15 protein-coding genes are annotated in these 14,925 nt (G+C 63.1%); 7 read left to right on the top strand and 8 right to left on the bottom strand.

Annotated elements, in window-relative coordinates:
- Window positions 1-234: 234 nt before the first annotated feature.
- From AB4097_RS07535 to AB4097_RS07510, 6 genes are all read left to right on the top strand, one after another.
- A complete protein-coding gene (locus tag AB4097_RS07535) occupies window positions 235-528 on the top strand; it encodes a hypothetical protein (RefSeq protein ID WP_442038061.1) in 294 nt (97 codons plus the stop codon).
- Between the two features lie 85 nt (window positions 529-613).
- The gene (locus AB4097_RS07530) at window positions 614-1,537 is read left to right on the top strand and encodes a DMT family transporter (RefSeq protein WP_442038059.1); all 924 of its coding nucleotides are present in this window, start codon (window positions 614-616) and stop codon (window positions 1,535-1,537) included.
- Between the two features lie 116 nt (window positions 1,538-1,653).
- Window positions 1,654-2,745, top strand: coding sequence for a type III polyketide synthase (locus AB4097_RS07525; RefSeq protein WP_442038056.1), 1,092 nt, complete (start codon window positions 1,654-1,656; stop codon window positions 2,743-2,745).
- Between the two features lie 8 nt (window positions 2,746-2,753).
- On the top strand, window positions 2,754-3,467 hold the full coding sequence (locus AB4097_RS07520) for a methyltransferase domain-containing protein (RefSeq protein ID WP_442038054.1): 714 nt from the start codon (window positions 2,754-2,756) through the stop codon (window positions 3,465-3,467).
- Complete coding sequence (locus tag AB4097_RS07515; protein WP_442038052.1) at window positions 3,464-4,618, top strand: NAD(P)/FAD-dependent oxidoreductase; 1,155 nt, start codon at window positions 3,464-3,466, stop codon at window positions 4,616-4,618. Before AB4097_RS07520 ends, AB4097_RS07515 begins: the two co-directional genes overlap by 4 nt.
- On the top strand, window positions 4,615-5,472 hold the full coding sequence (locus tag AB4097_RS07510; RefSeq protein ID WP_442038050.1) for an SAM-dependent methyltransferase: 858 nt from the start codon (window positions 4,615-4,617) through the stop codon (window positions 5,470-5,472). The genes AB4097_RS07515 and AB4097_RS07510 overlap by 4 nt, the downstream gene beginning before the upstream one ends.
- On the opposite strand, the gene AB4097_RS07505 is transcribed toward AB4097_RS07510, so the two are convergent.
- Window positions 5,448-6,002 carry an ankyrin repeat domain-containing protein gene (locus AB4097_RS07505; protein WP_442038048.1) on the bottom strand — a complete coding sequence of 185 codons (555 nt, stop codon included), beginning with the start codon at window positions 6,000-6,002 and terminating at the stop codon, window positions 5,448-5,450. The genes AB4097_RS07510 and AB4097_RS07505 overlap by 25 nt on opposite strands.
- 26 nt (window positions 6,003-6,028) lie before the next feature.
- Complete coding sequence (locus AB4097_RS07500; RefSeq protein WP_442038046.1) at window positions 6,029-6,952, bottom strand: nucleoside hydrolase; 924 nt, start codon at window positions 6,950-6,952, stop codon at window positions 6,029-6,031.
- Window positions 6,953-7,035: 83 nt separating this feature from the next.
- Here AB4097_RS07500 and AB4097_RS07495 point away from each other — a divergent pair, with 83 nt between their 5' ends.
- Entirely contained in the window at window positions 7,036-8,910 is a 1,875-nt protein-coding gene (locus AB4097_RS07495) for an adenine deaminase (RefSeq protein WP_442038044.1), read from the top strand.
- A gap of 3 nt (window positions 8,911-8,913) precedes the next feature.
- Here the strand turns inward: AB4097_RS07495 and AB4097_RS07490 are convergent, their stop codons facing one another.
- From AB4097_RS07490 to AB4097_RS07465, 6 genes are all read right to left on the bottom strand, one after another.
- On the bottom strand, window positions 8,914-10,239 hold the full coding sequence (locus AB4097_RS07490; RefSeq protein ID WP_442038042.1) for an amidohydrolase family protein: 1,326 nt from the start codon (window positions 10,237-10,239) through the stop codon (window positions 8,914-8,916).
- A gap of 2 nt (window positions 10,240-10,241) precedes the next feature.
- On the bottom strand, window positions 10,242-11,306 hold the full coding sequence (locus AB4097_RS07485; protein ID WP_442038040.1) for an ABC transporter ATP-binding protein: 1,065 nt from the start codon (window positions 11,304-11,306) through the stop codon (window positions 10,242-10,244).
- A 6-nt stretch (window positions 11,307-11,312) separates the two neighbouring features.
- Window positions 11,313-12,104, bottom strand: a complete 792-nt coding sequence (locus AB4097_RS07480; protein WP_442038038.1) for an ABC transporter permease — start codon at window positions 12,102-12,104, stop codon at window positions 11,313-11,315.
- Complete coding sequence (locus tag AB4097_RS07475; RefSeq protein ID WP_442038036.1) at window positions 12,101-12,949, bottom strand: ABC transporter permease; 849 nt, start codon at window positions 12,947-12,949, stop codon at window positions 12,101-12,103. Before AB4097_RS07475 ends, AB4097_RS07480 begins: the two co-directional genes overlap by 4 nt.
- Before the next feature lie 10 nt (window positions 12,950-12,959).
- Entirely contained in the window at window positions 12,960-14,000 is a 1,041-nt protein-coding gene (locus AB4097_RS07470; protein ID WP_442038034.1) for an ABC transporter substrate-binding protein, read from the bottom strand.
- Window positions 14,001-14,186: 186 nt separating this feature from the next.
- On the bottom strand, window positions 14,187-14,873 hold the full coding sequence (locus AB4097_RS07465) for a phosphoribosyltransferase (RefSeq protein WP_442038032.1): 687 nt from the start codon (window positions 14,871-14,873) through the stop codon (window positions 14,187-14,189).
- Between the last annotated feature and the right edge of the window lie 52 nt (window positions 14,874-14,925).

Below are 14,925 nucleotides of genomic sequence, written 5' to 3'. Positions count from 1 at the left end.
AGAGGTCTTATTCACATAGGATAATGCTCATCCCGTCTCACCCTTACGAGACGAAATTGGAAGCCCCGGATATCGGCTTTTTCACGCCTTACCATGGATCAAGTCTCCGTCGCGCTGCGTTCATGATGGGCAGGAGACCGGCTTCGCTTGCGCTGAATGCAGCCCTGCCGTCTCAATCGCGCATTACGCAATCGGAAGATCGATGGGTTAAGGGGTCTGCCCAGGAGAAGCCCAATGCTAGCAAAGAAGAAATCGTCCGAAAGCCGAAACCGGCGCGTGACCCGCGTGGAACCCCCGGTCCTGGAGGAGGCGATCATCGCGGCACAGGGCCTGACGGATGATATCGACAGCCAAGTCGAGATTGCCTCGCAACTCATGGGACTTTCCGAGGACGAGGTGCGTCCCGTCGTGCTGAAGGCGGCACCCCAGCCGCGCCGGTCCGAGCGGATGATCATGCCCGAGCGAGCGGACGGACCAAAGGTCGTGGTGGTCGAGCGCAAGCGCCCCCGCCTCGTCATGCCCAGATAATTCCCTTATTCTGCCCATCCCATCCGGTCGCGACAGCCGGTCTTTTCGTATCCTCACCGCCGCGGCGCCGCGGGATGGTCAGAGCATGGTCAAAGGTATCCTTCTTGCTTTTCTAGCCTTTGCCGTCTTCGCCTGGGGTGATGCGGTGGTGAAGGAAATCGGCCATGGCCTCGACCCTTTCGAGGTGACATTCGTCGGGTACCTCATCCCCCTCCTTCTGTCTCCGGTCTTCATGAAATCCGGCGACAAGCTCGTCGACCTCGTTCGGTGGAACAAGCCCTGGCTCATGGGGCTTCGCGTCTTCTTGATCGCCATCACGACGCCCCTCAGCGTCATGGCCTTCCGGAGCCTGCCCTTCGCGGAGGCCTTCGCCCTTCTGTTCCTGATGCCGAGCCTCGTGACGATCCTGTCGATCTTCATCCTGAAGGAGCATGTCAGATGGCGCCGCGGCCTTGCGGTCTGCGCCGCCTTCGTCGGCGTCATGATCATCGTGCGTCCCGGCTTCAAGGAATTCCTGCCCGGCCATTTGGCGGCGCTCGCGGCGGCCTTGTGCTCGGCAGGCGGTGTCATCACGGGCAGGATGATTGGTCACACGGAGAAGCGCTTCACCCTGATCGGCACGGTCTTCCTGGCAACGACGGTCATTGCAGGAATCCTGATGGTTCCGGGCTTCGCCTGGCCGACGACCCATCAATGGGTGCTGCTTCTCGCCTTCGCGGCGACCGCCTTCGTCGCCCAGGCCCTGTTCATCATCGCAACCCAATACGCCCCGGCCGACCGCCTCGGAGCGGCTCAATACAGCCAGATTCTCTGGGCCCTGGCCATCGGTGCACTGTTCTTCGACGAATGGCCGGACGCCATGGCGCTGGTCGGCATCTTCATCGTCGTGGCCGCCGGCCTGTTCATCTTCGCGCGGGAGCAGACTCTCAAGCGAGACCAGCCATCAGGTATGGCTGCGGCAGGCCCTACCCAAACCGAGAGCGTAGCCGCTCCCCTATCGCATTCGTGATCCTCGGGGTGCGACTTCTGCGCCTGCATTCGTTTCCTCTCTCCCGAGGCCGCCCTATCTCAGCTTCCGTAGGGCTCTGATTCGTCGAACATCGAGTCAGGGCCAAGTTCGGCAGGATGGCTCGTTTGGCAGGCGCATATATCAACCGGATCGGCACCGCCGTACCGCAGCACGACGTCCATCAGACCTTCATCGGTTTCGTCGACCAGTTCCTGCCGGAGCGGAAAGACAAGCTGATCTTCAGGCGGATGGTCCAGCGGTCAGGAATCGAACACCGCTACTCCACCCTGACTCCGAGCGATAATCTTGAGGCCTCGGCGGACAAGGACGGCTTTTTCCAGCCAGGGCAGTTTGCCGGTACCGGTACCCGCATGAAGCGCTTCGAGACTCATGCGGTCGATCTGGCGCAAAAAGCCATCGAGGCACTCGACCTGAATGGAGACCTCGCATCGATCAGCCACTTGGTCGTGGCCTCCTGCACCGGGTTTACGGCGCCTGGCCTCGACCAGCAGATCATGGAGCGGCTCGGGCTCGATCCGTCCATCGAGCGAACCATGGTGGGCTTCATGGGCTGCGCCGCCGCCGTCAACGCCCTGAAAATTGCCCATCACATCGTCCGGTCCGAGCCGAGCGCCAAGGTACTTGTCGTCAACCTGGAGCTCTGCACGCTCCACCTTCAGGAAACCTCCGACATGGAGGTGATCCTCAGCGCCCTGCTTTTCGGCGACGGCTGCGCGGCGAGCCTCGTTTCCGCAGATCCAAATGGCATTGCGCTCAAGGATTTCCGCGTGGCAACGATCCCGGACACCCAGGATCTCATCACTTGGCGCATCGGCGATGCCGGGTTCGAGATGAGCCTGTCCGGCGAAGTGCCCTCGCAGATTACGAAAGCGCTCCGTCATGAGGCAACCCGCAACGACGACGGCGGCATTTTGCGCGGACAGCGCAAGGACGAATTCGACCTCTGGGCCGTCCATGCCGGCGGCAGAACGATCCTCGACGCAGTCGAACAGGGCCTCGATCTCGCCCCCGACGCATTGCACTGGTCACGGGGCGTGCTGCGGGATTTCGGCAATATGTCATCCGCAACGCTGATGTTCGTTCTTGGCCGGATCATGCAGGATGCCCCCCGGAATTCGAATGGGTTCGGAATGGCGTTCGGCCCCGGACTTGTGGCCGAAACCTTCCGCTTCACGCTTGCCGAATAGAGGCTGCCATGAGCCGGAGTTTTGCCGAACGGAGCCCTGAAACGGAGTGGATGGACACCGAGACCGTCAGCCTGGAAGACTACCGCGCCTGCCTGAAGGACCTGGCGACGGTGAATGTCGTGACCATGACCCATGGTCCGGTTCTGAAGTGGCTCGACCGGGCGACCCGGCAGCTGGATCCCGGTGAACGCGTGTCGATCCTCGATGTCGGATACGGCTACGGAGACCTGCTGCGGCGGATCCATGACTGGAGCCGCCGGCGGAACAGGCCGGTCGACCTCATCGGCGTCGATCTCAACCCCATGAGCGAGCCGATCGCCCGAGCGGCGACCCCAGCTGGTGTTTCCATCGATTTCAGAACCGGCAACGTTTTCGACTTCAAGCCGGAGCATCCCATCGATTTCATCATCTGCTCGCAGACGACGCATCACATGACGAATGCCGAGCTTGCCGATTTCGTCCGATGGATGGAGCGGGTTGCGACGCGCGGCTGGTTCATCGCGGACCTTTACCGTCACCCGGTCCCGTTCCATTTCTTCCGGGCGCTTTCCTGGGCAGCCCGGTGGCATCGCTTCGTCCGGCACGACGGCCCCATCTCGATTGCCCGCAGCTTCCGCCGAAAGGACTGGGAGACGATCCTGGCGTCGGYCGGCCTCGCTACCGGAGCAGCCCGCATCCGCTGGTATCCATCCTTCCGCCTCTGCGTGAGCCATTTGAAATGAGCCGAGGATGCAAGGAGGAAGCTGTCGTCATCGGCGGCGGACCTGCCGGTGCATCGGCGGCCTGCATCCTCGCAGACGCCGGCCGACCCGTGCTGGTGATCGAACGCGATGCGGCAGCCCGGGACAAGGTCTGCGGCGAGTTCCTGAGCATCGAGGCGCAGACCTACCTGGCTTATCTCGGCATCGACCTCGATAGCCTTGGCGCAAGCCGGATCTCGTGCCTGCGCCTCGTCCGTGGAAACAGGCCGATCGAAGTCGCCCTGCCCTTCGTCGCCAGGGGCTTGTCCCGCAGGATCCTGGATGAGGCGCTGCTGCAGAAGGCAGAATGTCGTGGAGCCCGGATCGTCAGAGGTCAGGCCGTGACATCCATCTCCGCCAATCAGGCACAGGTCAGCATCGCGATGGGACCGAACATGTCCATCGCGGCCCATATCGTCTTCCTGGCAACCGGCAAGCATGACGTCAGAGGGGGGAAACGTGCATCGGCCGGCGCCATGAACGACCTCATCGGCTTCAAACTACATTATCGATTGGCGCCGAATAAGCTGCAGGACCTCGACGGGGCCGTCGAAGTCTTTCTCTTCCGTGGCGGCTATGCCGGGCTACAGATGGTTGAGCAGGAGATTGCCAATCTCTGTCTCGTCGTTTCCCGGCATCGTTTCGAACAGGTCGGGAAGAGCTGGGACAACCTCCTCGCTCGAATTATGGACGAATGCCCGCCTCTGGCGGAGCGCCTGCAAAGCGCCCGGCCCCTTTTCGAGCGCCCGCTGTCTATCTTCCAAATCCCCTACGGTTTCCTCCACGCGCCGGATCGATCCGAACCGCAAGGCTTGTTCCGGCTTGGCGATCAGGTCGGTGTCATTCCATCCTTCACCGGCGAGGGCATATCGATTGCCCTGCACAGTGGATGCCTTGCAGCTTCGGTTTTCCTCGAGCATGGCCGAGCGGCCTCTATCTTCCACCATCGGGTCCGGTCCGACATCCGCCATTCGATCCGTCTGGCATCTGCCCTGAATCGCACCGCGCGACACGCGGCCGGTCAGCAGGCCATCTTCCATCTCTCACGGCTCTGGCCTGCCGCCATGCGGCATGTCACGGCGCTGACCCGCGTGCAGGAGTCCTCCATGCGCAACGTCCTTCTTGCGCTATGATCCTCTCCAAGGAGATCCAGTCGCCCGCTTCCGTCGCGGATCATTACGACGAACTCGATCCCTTCTATCGCGAGATCTGGGGTGAGCATGTCCATCACGGTCTCTGGACGACCGGGCAGGAGACGCCGGATCAGGCGGTCGAAGCGCTGATTGCCCATCTGGCCGGAACGTTGGCTCTCAAGTCAGGACAACACGTTTGCGACATCGGCTGCGGCTATGGGGCGACGGCGGAGTGGCTTGCCGAGCATTGCGACGTGCACGTCACCGGTATCACCCTCTCGTCCGCGCAGCTCCGACAGGCGGAGATGCGCGCGGCTCGCTCGCCCCTGCTTCATTTCACGCGGCAGGACTGGCTCGCAAATACGTTCCGGGATGGCACATTCGATCATGTGTTCGCCATCGAGAGTTCCGAGCACATGCCCGACAAGCAGCGCTTCTTCAACGAAGCCTACCGCACGCTTCGACCCGGCGGGAAACTTGCCGTCTATGCTTGGCTTGCGCGGGAAAAGGCGAGGCCATGGGAGGAGCGTTTCCTCCTCGAGCCGATCTGCCGCGAAGGCCGCTTGCCCGGGATGGGGACAGTTTCGGAATATCGCGCCTGGGCTCAGAAGTCCGGCTTCAAGGTCGATGGGATCGCGGACCTCAGCGCGAAAGTGAAGCGCACGTGGACTCTTTGCACCCGGTGCGTGGTGAAAAAGCTCCTCACTCAATCTCGTTATCAGCGCTATCTGCTCGATGCGCGATCCAGGAACCGCGTCTTCGCCTTGAGTCTTCCTCGCATCTGGCTGGCCTATACGACAGGGTCGATGGTTTATGGTCTCCTGACGGCTCACAAACCCTCAGGTTTCGCCTGATCCGAGAGATTCCGCGCCGCCCTTGCAAGCCGCTCCGCCGTGTCGGCGGCTCCCATCGCGCCTGCCAGCATCTCGGCCGTGAGGCCGCCCGCATTCTGTGCCGCGATATCCGCCCCCCTGGCAAGAAGGGCATCGACGATTTCGCCCCGGTTGAACATGGCGGCGATCATGAGCGGGGTCTTTCCACCATCGCTGCGACCGTTGGGGTCCGCACCTTCGTCCAGGAGGCACTGAACGGTTGCCATGTCGCCTTTGAAGGCGGCGCCCGCCAAGGGCGTCTGCCCCCGATCGTTGGCAAGCTCCGGGTCCGCGCCGTGCGACAGGAGAACCCGCACCGCGTCAACATGCCCATGATAGCTCGCGAGCATCAGGAGCGAGTCTCCCTTCTCGTTCCTCAGGTTCGGCGGCAGCCCCATGTTCAACAAGTCCCCGAGTTCCTGTGCCTGCCCTGCCCTCGCATGCTGGAAGACCCGCTGCGCAAACGCGATGGTTTCCTCGTCCAGTTCCGGTTTGGGCGTTTCATTCTGCATCGCGTTCTCCAGCGATAGATCCAGCCTCAAGAAGACGCCAAGGTCCTGGCGAGAAGATCGAGAGCGGCCGGCCCGTCGACGCCCGTGGCGACTTGAACCGGCGCTCCAGTCTCGCCGATTATCAACGCGCCCGCCTCCCCGGTAGGTCCGGTACTGACGCTCAGGCGCAGATCCTCCATACGGAAGAGTTCCGGTGCCAGCGCGAACAGCATCACGCAGGGATCGTGAAGCGGACGGCTCTCCTGATGGGTCGATGTCTCGAAATATGACCCGATCAGATCGGCGACCATCGAGGCGAGAGGCTTCCCGGAAGCCGAAAGCGCCGCGGTGAATTCCCGCGTGGCGCGGACCCGGCGTGTAACATCCAGCGGTACGAGCACCAGAGGAAGGCCCGATGACACGACCACGTCGGCCGCCTCCGGATCGGCCCAGAGATTGAACTCGGAACGCGGACCCACATTGCCGGCCTCGTAGATCACGCCTCCCATGGTGATGATCCGGCCGATGCGCTTGGCGGCCTCCGGATTGTCGAGGATCAAACGGGCAATGTTCGTGAGTGGCCCAAGGGCGAAGATGTCGATCGTGCCGGCCGGTTCGTTGAGCAGGAATTCCGTCAGCCACTCGACCGCGGACCGGCCCTCCGGCTGCCGTGCGGGAGCAGGCAGGTCGACCCCGCCGATGCCCTCCTTTCCGTGCAGGTTCAACGGCTCAGGCCCCGGCCGTGACAGCGGGGCCGCCGCGCCCTTGAACACCGGAATATCATTCCGACCGGCGAAAGCGAGCAATCGGCCCGCGTTGCGGGTGGTTGTGTCGATGCCGATGTTTCCGGCGACGGTCGTGATCCCCGCAATCGAGAATTCGGATGAAGCGAGCGCGAGCAGGATGCCGATGGCGTCGTCGATGCCGGGATCGGTGTCGATGACGATTTGCCGGGGTTTTATGTGAGGCATGACGGGGCTAGAAACCTTGCAGTGAGTCCGTTCGGCTGCTTATCCGACACCGGACCGAATTTGACCATAGCCACAGGTGTACCGTGACCCAATCTGCCCCGCTTCCCGACGATCTCCTGGTGAATGCCGGGGACGAGGTGCGCATCCGGCAGGATCTCGTCTTGGTGGCCCTCGGCAAGCGGCCCGCCGATATGCTGTTGCGGGTCGGACGCCTTCTGGACGTCCATACACGCACATGGCTGGACGATCAGGAAATCGCCATCCGCGGCCGGCGCATTGCCTGGACCGGACCGGCGGGAACGTATCCAGGAACGGCGATTGCCCACACTGACAGGAGCGATCTTGCGGCAGTTCCCGGGTTCGGCGAGGTGCACAAGCATATCGAAAGCTCGCACGTCACGCCAGAATACGAAGCCGCTCTCGTGCTGCCGCGCGGCAATACTTGGACCTGCGAGGCGAGCCACGAGTTCTCGAATGTCGATGGCTCTCACAATCTCGAATTCTGGCTGACCGCTCGCCGGCTTGGCTCACCGATGAAAATCTTCCCGTTGCCCGGATCGGCCGTTCCGCCGACCGCCTATGAATGGGGCGGCGGATATTACGGGTATGACGAGCAGGCTGGCTTTCTGAAACAGAGCCTCATGGTCGCAGGCCTCGACGAGGTGATGGACTGGCCCGCTGTCTGGAATCCGGAAAATCCGTCGCACAAACGGCTCTGGGGCATGATCCAGGCCACGTTCGAGAAGCGCGGTGTTGTGGAGGGACATGGTGCCGGCCTGCGCGACCTCAATTCCATCAATGCCTTCGCGGCTGCCGGCCTCGCTTCGGATCACGAAGGTTGGACCGCCGAGGAGGTTTGGGACAAGCTGCGGCACGGCATCTTCATCGAGATCAGGCCGCATTCGATGCCGGAGATCATCTCGGGCCTTCTGCAGCGTGGTCTTTCCGAGTGGTCGCAGGTGGCTTTCGCCACCGACGACCGCAGCGCGTCGGATACGCTGCGGATGGGTGCGACGGACTACAATGTCCGCCTTGCCATCGAGTCGGGCCTTGCGCCTGAAATCGCGATTCAATGCGTGACCATCAACCCGGCCCGCCACATGCGCCTCACCCCCTGGGTCGGCAGCATCGCTCCGGGACGTTTTGCGGACGTCGTGCTGCTCGACGATGTAACGACGCTCTCAATTGCCGAGGTCTGGGCGGATGGAAAGCCCGTGTCCAAGGGAGCGGACTATCTTGGGCCGGTGCCTTCCATCGATTGGCCCGATTGGGCTTCGAAGACCGTGAACATCAAACGCAGGATCGAGCCCCAGGATTTCGCCATTGCGGCAGAGCCCGGTCGGAGCATGATGCAGGCCGCTCTGCTGCGCCCATTCCACTGGCACGACGATTTCATCACGATGGCCCTGCCCGTCGAGAACGGCGAGGTCCAGCGCGATCCCGCCCGAAACGTCACGAAATTCGCCATCGTCGATCGTTTCTCGGGCGAGGGACACATCTCCCGCATGTTCTGGCTCGGTTGCGGCCCGAAGACGCCGGACACCGCCGTCGGCTGCACGGTCGCTCACGACAAGCACAATCTCTGGATCGTCGGCTCGTCCGACGAGGCCATGGCGCTAGTCGCCAATCGGGTGGCGGAGATCGGCGGCGGATGGGTTCTCGTCAGCGGCGGCAAGGTTCTAGCCGAGGTGCGCCACGAGATCGGTGGGCTCATGACCCAGCGCCCGGGGGCGGAACTCGACGCCGAGATGCAGCAGCTCTATGCAGCGGCGGAAAAGATCGAGTGGCTCTACGAGCCGACCTTCTCGCCGCGCTGGTATCCGGGCTTTCCAGAGCGGCTGCAATTCGCCACCCTCACCTGCGCACCCTGGCGCTGGGTTCTAGTCGCGCCGTGCGAGGCCGCTCCGCAGGGCTTCGTCAACGTGGCGACCGGGCAGACGCACCCGGTCGTCTGGTAGACATCAACCGGCCGCGTCGATCCTGGCCATCTCGGCCTTGAACGCTGTCGCGATCTGGCCCGCTTCGCGCAGGATCTTCTTGCGCTCCAGGCTTTCCACCTGGCGGTTCCGCATGATCCAGCGGCCGCCGACCATCACGTCCTGCACGTCGACCGGCATCGCGGAGAACACGAGCGTCGCGTAGATGTCATAGACCGGCTGCATGCGCGGTGCCGACAGGTCGATGCGGATGAGGTCCGCCTGCTTGCCGGGCTCGAGCGAGCCGATGCGGCTGTCGAGGCCGAGCACCTGAGCGCCTTCCAGCGTCGCCATGCGGATCACCTGGGCGGCCGGCATGGGCTTGCGGCTGTGGCCGAGCAGCTTCTGGAACATGGAGACGGGGCCGAACTGGCTGAACAGGTCGAGGGTGTTGCCGCTCATTGGCCCGTCTGTGGCGATGCCGACCTTGATGCCGGCGGCGCGCATGGCCTCGATGGGCGCGATGCCGCGACCAGCCTTGGCGTTCGAGCGAGCATTGTGGGCGACCCGCACATCCGCCTTCGCCATCCGCTCGATCTCGAACGGATCGACATGCAGGCAATGCGCCGCGATCAGGCCGGGAAGGAGAAGCCCTGCCTTCTCAACGACCGCCACGGGCCGAAGACCGTGGTTCTTGCGGCACCATTCCATCTCGCTGTCCATTTCGGCGAGATGGATCTGCACCGGAACGCCCGGATGAGCTTCGGCCCAACGGGCAACGCGTGCCATGACGGCGATATCGGTCGAGTATGGCGCATGCGGCGCGATGGACGGTACGATCCGCTCATGGCCGGAAAATTCGGCGACGAGTTCCTCGACGAGGGCGAAACCATCATCGATGGTCTTGTGATCCGGCGGATCGAAGGTCGCGAGGGTCTGGCCGACCACGCCGCGCAGACCCGCCTGATCCAGGACACGCCCGACCTCGGTTTCGTAGTAATACATGTCGGCGATGGTGGTGACACCCGCCTCGATGGATTCGAGAGCCCCGAGAAGCGTGCCGACGCGCACCATCTCGGGCGAGACGAACTTGCGCTCCATGGGCAGCACGTATCGGAACAACCGGTCGTCCACGTCCTCGCCAAGGCCGCGGAACAAGGTCATCGGTAGATGGGCATGAGGATTGACCATGCCGGGCATGACCACATCGCCATCGGCGTCGATGACCTCTGCACCTTCGATCCGCGGCGGCTCTCCGGAGCCGATTGCCTGGATCGTGCTGCCCTCGACACGCACCCAGCCCCGATCGATGACGCTCATGGTGTCGTCGATGGGGAGCAGGCAGGCGTTCTGAATGAGGATCGCAACCATCGTCAGTCTTCCTCGGAAACCAGGATGGTGCATTGCTCCGGCACCGGCACGAGCTTCACATTGGCGCCTGATTTCAGCGGGTTCGTGAGGCTGCCATTGGCGATGAGGTGTCCGGCTGCCGTGTCGCACTGATACTGATAGGCACGGCCGAGATAGGTTCTCAGGCCAAGTCGCGCCGGCAGTCCCTCGGCGGCCGCATCGGTCGAGACCATCAGACCGTCAGGCCGCGTGGCGAGCAGGAAGGTGTCCGGGACGGAGCCGAACAGGATTTGCGAGAGGCGCAGCCGCATCCCTGCGGTCTCCGCCGTCACCTCATCGCCGTCGCGCGCCACGGTCTTGAACGGGATGATGTTCTCGAAGCCGACGAAACGGGCCACGAAGGTGTTGGCGGGGCGTCGATAAAGAACCTCCGGCCGGTCGAACTGCATGAGCCGCCCGGCATTCATGATGGCGACGCGGTCGGAGATCGAGAAAGCCTCTTCCTGATCGTGCGTGACGTAGACCGAGGTGGTGCCGTTGGCCCGCTGCAACTGGCGGATCTCTACGCGCATGTCGACCCTGAGCTTGGCATCGAGATTGGAGAGCGGCTCGTCGAACATCAGCAGCGGCGGCTCGATCACGAGCGCCCGCGCGAGCGCGACGCGCTGCTTCTGCCCACCCGAGAGCGCCCCCGGGGCGCGATCCGCCAGGGCCACGAGGTCGACGCGCTCCAGCATGGTGAGGGCCCGCTTGCGGCGCTCGGCCGAGGCAATGCCCCGCTGCTTCAGGCCGAAGGCGACATTGTCGAGCACCGACAGGTGCGGGAACAGCGCGTAGTTCTGGAAGACGAGGCCGATGTCGCGCTTATGGGTCGGCAACCGCGTCAGGTCGCGTCCGCCCAGGGAAATCGACCCGCTGGTCGGCGTGAGGAACCCGGCGATGAGACGCAGGGTGGTGGTCTTGCCGCAGCCGCTGGCTCCGAGAAGCGACACGAGTTCGCCGGCCTGGACCGAGAGCGAGAGGTCTTCGAGAACCTTGGTCGTTCCGTAATGGGCGGAAACGGCGTTGATATCGAGAGGCTGTGTCACGGAAAACTACTTCGCAAGAAAGGTGAGGCCGAGTGTCCGCTCGACGATGGCCATCACGGCCACGGTGAGGAACATCAGAAGGACGGAGACGGATGCGACGGTCGGATCAAAGAACTGCTCCACATGCGCCAGGATCTGGATCGGCAGGGTGCTGATGCCCGGCCCGGTCAGGAAGAGCGACACCGACACGTCGTTGAGCGACGTGATGAAGGCGAGAATGAATGCCGCAATCACCCCTCCCCTGACATTCGGCAGGACGATGGTGAAGAAGGTCTTCACGGGTGCGCTGCCCAGACTGATCGCCGCCTCCTCGATGGAAAAGTCGAACGACGCGAGGCTTGCGCTGATCACCCGCACCACATAGGGCAGAACGATCAGCGTATGTCCGATGAGGAGCACGAGGAAGATCGGCGCTCCCGTGCCGACCGTGAACGACTTCAGCAGAGCAAAGCCGAACACGATCTCGGGCACGAGGATCGGCAGCACGAACAGGGTGCCGAGCCATTTCGGCAGCTCGACCCGAAACCGGTTGAGCGCATAAGCGGCCGGAATGCCGATCAGGAGCGCGATCATCGTGCCCAGACAGGCGATCTGCAGGCTGGTGACGATGGTCCGCCGGAAGGCGCTGATCTCGAAGATGTTGTAGAACCAGCGCAGGGAAAGGCCCTGCGGCGGGAAGGTCAGGTAGGTCGTGTCGCTGAGCGCCGCGCCGACCACGATGACGAGCGGCACCATCAGGAAGAGATAGACCAGTGCCGCCACGACGATGAGGATGGGATGAGGTCTGTCGGACATCACGTGGCCATGGGGTTGATGCGGCGGGCGATGTGGCTCATCGCGAGAACGATGGTGATGGTGATCACCGTCATGATCGCCGCGATGGTCGAGGCGCCGACCCAGTCGAAGGACACCATGGCGCGCTGCTGCAGCAACGTCGCGAGGACGGTCTGGCGTTCTCCGCCCAGAAGCTGCGGGGTGGCGTAGGCCGTGAAGCTGCCGGTGAAGACCAGCACGGCGCCGACGATGAGCCCCGGCACGGCAAGCGGCAGCAGCACCTGCCAGAAGGTCGCCACGGGCGAGGCGCCAAGGGACGAGGAGGCCTGCAGCACGTCCTTGGGGATGTTCTCCAGGACGCCGACCAGGGACAGGACCATGAGCGGCACGAAGAGATAGACCATGCCGACGATGACCGCGCCTTGCGTATAGAGCATCTCGAGCGGCTCGTTGACGATGCCGAGCGCCAGCAGGGTCTGATTCAGGATGCCGTTGCGGCCCAGGATGATGAGCCACGCGAAGGCGCGGACCACGACCCCGGTGAGGAGCGGAAAGACCGCCGCCACGATCAGCAGGCTCTTCAGCTTGCCCGGCGCTCGCGACACCACATAGGCCGTCATGAATCCGAAGATCAGGGAGATGATCGTCGTCAGGGCCGATATCTGCAGCGTCCGGAAAAGGACGGTCGTGCGGAAGCCGCTGTTGAAATAGGAAATGTAGGGAGCAAAGACCCCACGCGGATCCATGAAGGTTCCGGCGATCACGGCCCCGATGGGCACGATTAGGAACCCGATCACGGCGAGCGTGGCGGGCGCGGTCAGCGCCCACCCGGTTGCGCCCTTCCGGCGCCAGAAATGTCTTGATGTCATGATGGCAGGGTTACTTCCCGAAGACCTCGCTCCAGGCATCGAGCCAGTCGCTCTTGGCCGCGTTCAGCTTCTCGTAATCGAGACGCTTGAGCGAGGAAATCATCTTCGGGCCATAGGTCCAGCGGGAGGCCTGTTCGGGCGTCAGCTGCACGGCCGTGGCGACAGGAGCATCAACGCCCCGCTCGGCCAGCGTCTGCTGGATCTTGGGGTCGAGGATGAAGTTGATGAACTGGTGCGCCAGCTCCGGGTTCGCCGCACCCTTGGCGATGTTCACCGTGTTGAGGGTAGCGTAGTCGCCCTCCTTCAGCTCGGCCCAGCGTACCGTCGGGACGGCCGCCTGGATCTGCGCAAGCGTGAAGTCCTGCGCCATGGCGACGGAGACCTCTCCGGTCGAGAACAGGTTCACGAGTTCCGAGCCGGTGTTGTAGTTCTTCACCACATTGGGCTTCAGCTGTTCGAGAGCCTTGAAGGCCGCGCTCTCGTCCTTGTAGGGATCGACGCCGGCCTTGCTGGCAGCGACCAGAACCGTCATCGGACCGGCAGTCGTGGTGATGCCGGGCAGGGAGACGCGGCGCTTGAGATCGTCGCGCCAAAGATCGTTCCAAGAGGTGATCGGCGCCGACACCTTGGCGCTGTCATAGATGATGCCGACGCGTCCGATGGTGTAGGCCGGGCCGAACTTGCCCTGTGGATCCTTGGCGAGGTCGTAGATGCCGTTGATGTTGGGGACCTTCGCGCGATCGACCGGCTGGAACAGGCCCTCCTGGATCCCGAGCTGCGAATAGCTGTCCGTGAGATACACAACATCGACGCCGCCGCCGCCGCGGATCTTGATCTTGTTCAGGCGATCGGCATTGTTGCCCGTCTCGAAGACCAGGTCGCAGCCGCATTGGGCGCGAAACGGCTTGAGAATGATTTCTTCGAGCTTGTCGCCGTTGAAGCCCCACCAGGAGATCGTAAGGGTCTTGTTCTGCGCCATGGCCGGAGCCGCGGACAATGCCGCCAGAGCCAATGCCATGCCCGCGATCGGTTTGCGCCAACGCCCTACCATCTCAGAATCTCCTGGGTTCCATTGTTTCACAGCCGAGGATACGCATGCCGATGCCCTTTACGGGGCAATCACTGCCCTACTGGCACCACGCATTAACACAACCATGGGCACGGGGAAGCCCCGCCGGCCGAGGTGTCTGCCCACCTTATCGACTTTCTGCTCAAAATATTCGCAAAATGAAGATGGTCATTCGGGAATCCACCCACCTGCCAGTGCCCGCTTGAGCCGGGGCGTTCGAAGCACTCCCACCACACGGTCAGGTGAATGGGAATAGATGGCTGAGACCGGCTCCTTCCAGGCGCTCGTCTGCAGCATCGCCGCGCCGATGGCGACAGGCCTGATCCCGCAGGAATCCAACAGTTCCAGGGCAGCAACGATCGAACGCCCGCTGCTGATCACATCGTCCATGAGCAGCACCCGCCGGTTCTCGATCAGCGGCAGCATGCGCGGGTCGAGATACAGACGCTTCATCTGCTCGGGGCTGGTGATGGAACTCATCGGAACGGAAAGCTCCTCCCGGTACCAGAATTTGCGCGATGTCCCGAACGGTACGTAGCGGCTGTGTCCCAGTTTCTTCGCCGTGCCGCGCGCCAGGGTGAGGCCGAGGGTCGGCAACCCGATCACCACCTCGGGCTCGAAGGCGCTGACCTTTTCGGCAAGGCTGGCGCACAGGGCTTCCTCGACGGCAAAGCCGGCCTGGTTGATGATGAGGGATGCCAGGGCATGCTTCCCATCGGCCAGTTCGCGGATGGGAAGGCGCAGCTGGCGTCCATCCTCGAACTCGGCGGGAAAGAATCCGCGATGCCCTCCGTCCGGCAGCCGCTCGAAGGTGTGAGGCGGATGGATCTCCTGCCAGAAATCATGGGGCTGCATGGCTCATGTCTTTCAATTTGACCGTCCTGAACGATTGTGACCCGGCCGCCGC

The organism is Microvirga sp. 2MCAF35 (genome assembly GCF_052115545.1).
Classification (GTDB): domain Bacteria; phylum Pseudomonadota; class Alphaproteobacteria; order Rhizobiales; family Beijerinckiaceae; genus Microvirga.
The sequence above is the reverse complement of the archived record's forward strand: the minus strand, read 5'-3'. Positions and strand labels throughout refer to the sequence as shown.

Bases quoted from the DNA above. Each gene is read 5' to 3' on its own strand.
- AB4097_RS07535 (WP_442038061.1), top strand. From the start codon at position 235: ATGCTAGCAAAGAAGAAATCGTCCGAAAGCCGAAACCGGCGCGTGACC.
- AB4097_RS07530 (WP_442038059.1), top strand. From the start codon at position 614: ATGGTCAAAGGTATCCTTCTTGCTTTTCTAGCCTTTGCCGTCTTCGCC.
- AB4097_RS07525 (WP_442038056.1), top strand. From the start codon at position 1,654: ATGGCTCGTTTGGCAGGCGCATATATCAACCGGATCGGCACCGCCGTA.
- AB4097_RS07515 (WP_442038052.1), top strand. From the start codon at position 3,464: ATGAGCCGAGGATGCAAGGAGGAAGCTGTCGTCATCGGCGGCGGACCT.
- AB4097_RS07510 (WP_442038050.1), top strand. From the start codon at position 4,615: ATGATCCTCTCCAAGGAGATCCAGTCGCCCGCTTCCGTCGCGGATCAT.
- AB4097_RS07505 (WP_442038048.1), bottom strand. From the start codon at position 6,002: ATGCAGAATGAAACGCCCAAACCGGAACTGGACGAGGAAACCATCGCG.
- AB4097_RS07500 (WP_442038046.1), bottom strand. From the start codon at position 6,952: ATGCCTCACATAAAACCCCGGCAAATCGTCATCGACACCGATCCCGGC.
- AB4097_RS07490 (WP_442038042.1), bottom strand. From the start codon at position 10,239: ATGGTTGCGATCCTCATTCAGAACGCCTGCCTGCTCCCCATCGACGAC.
- AB4097_RS07475 (WP_442038036.1), bottom strand. From the start codon at position 12,949: ATGACATCAAGACATTTCTGGCGCCGGAAGGGCGCAACCGGGTGGGCG.
- AB4097_RS07470 (WP_442038034.1), bottom strand. From the start codon at position 14,000: ATGGTAGGGCGTTGGCGCAAACCGATCGCGGGCATGGCATTGGCTCTG.
- AB4097_RS07465 (WP_442038032.1), bottom strand. From the start codon at position 14,873: ATGCAGCCCCATGATTTCTGGCAGGAGATCCATCCGCCTCACACCTTC.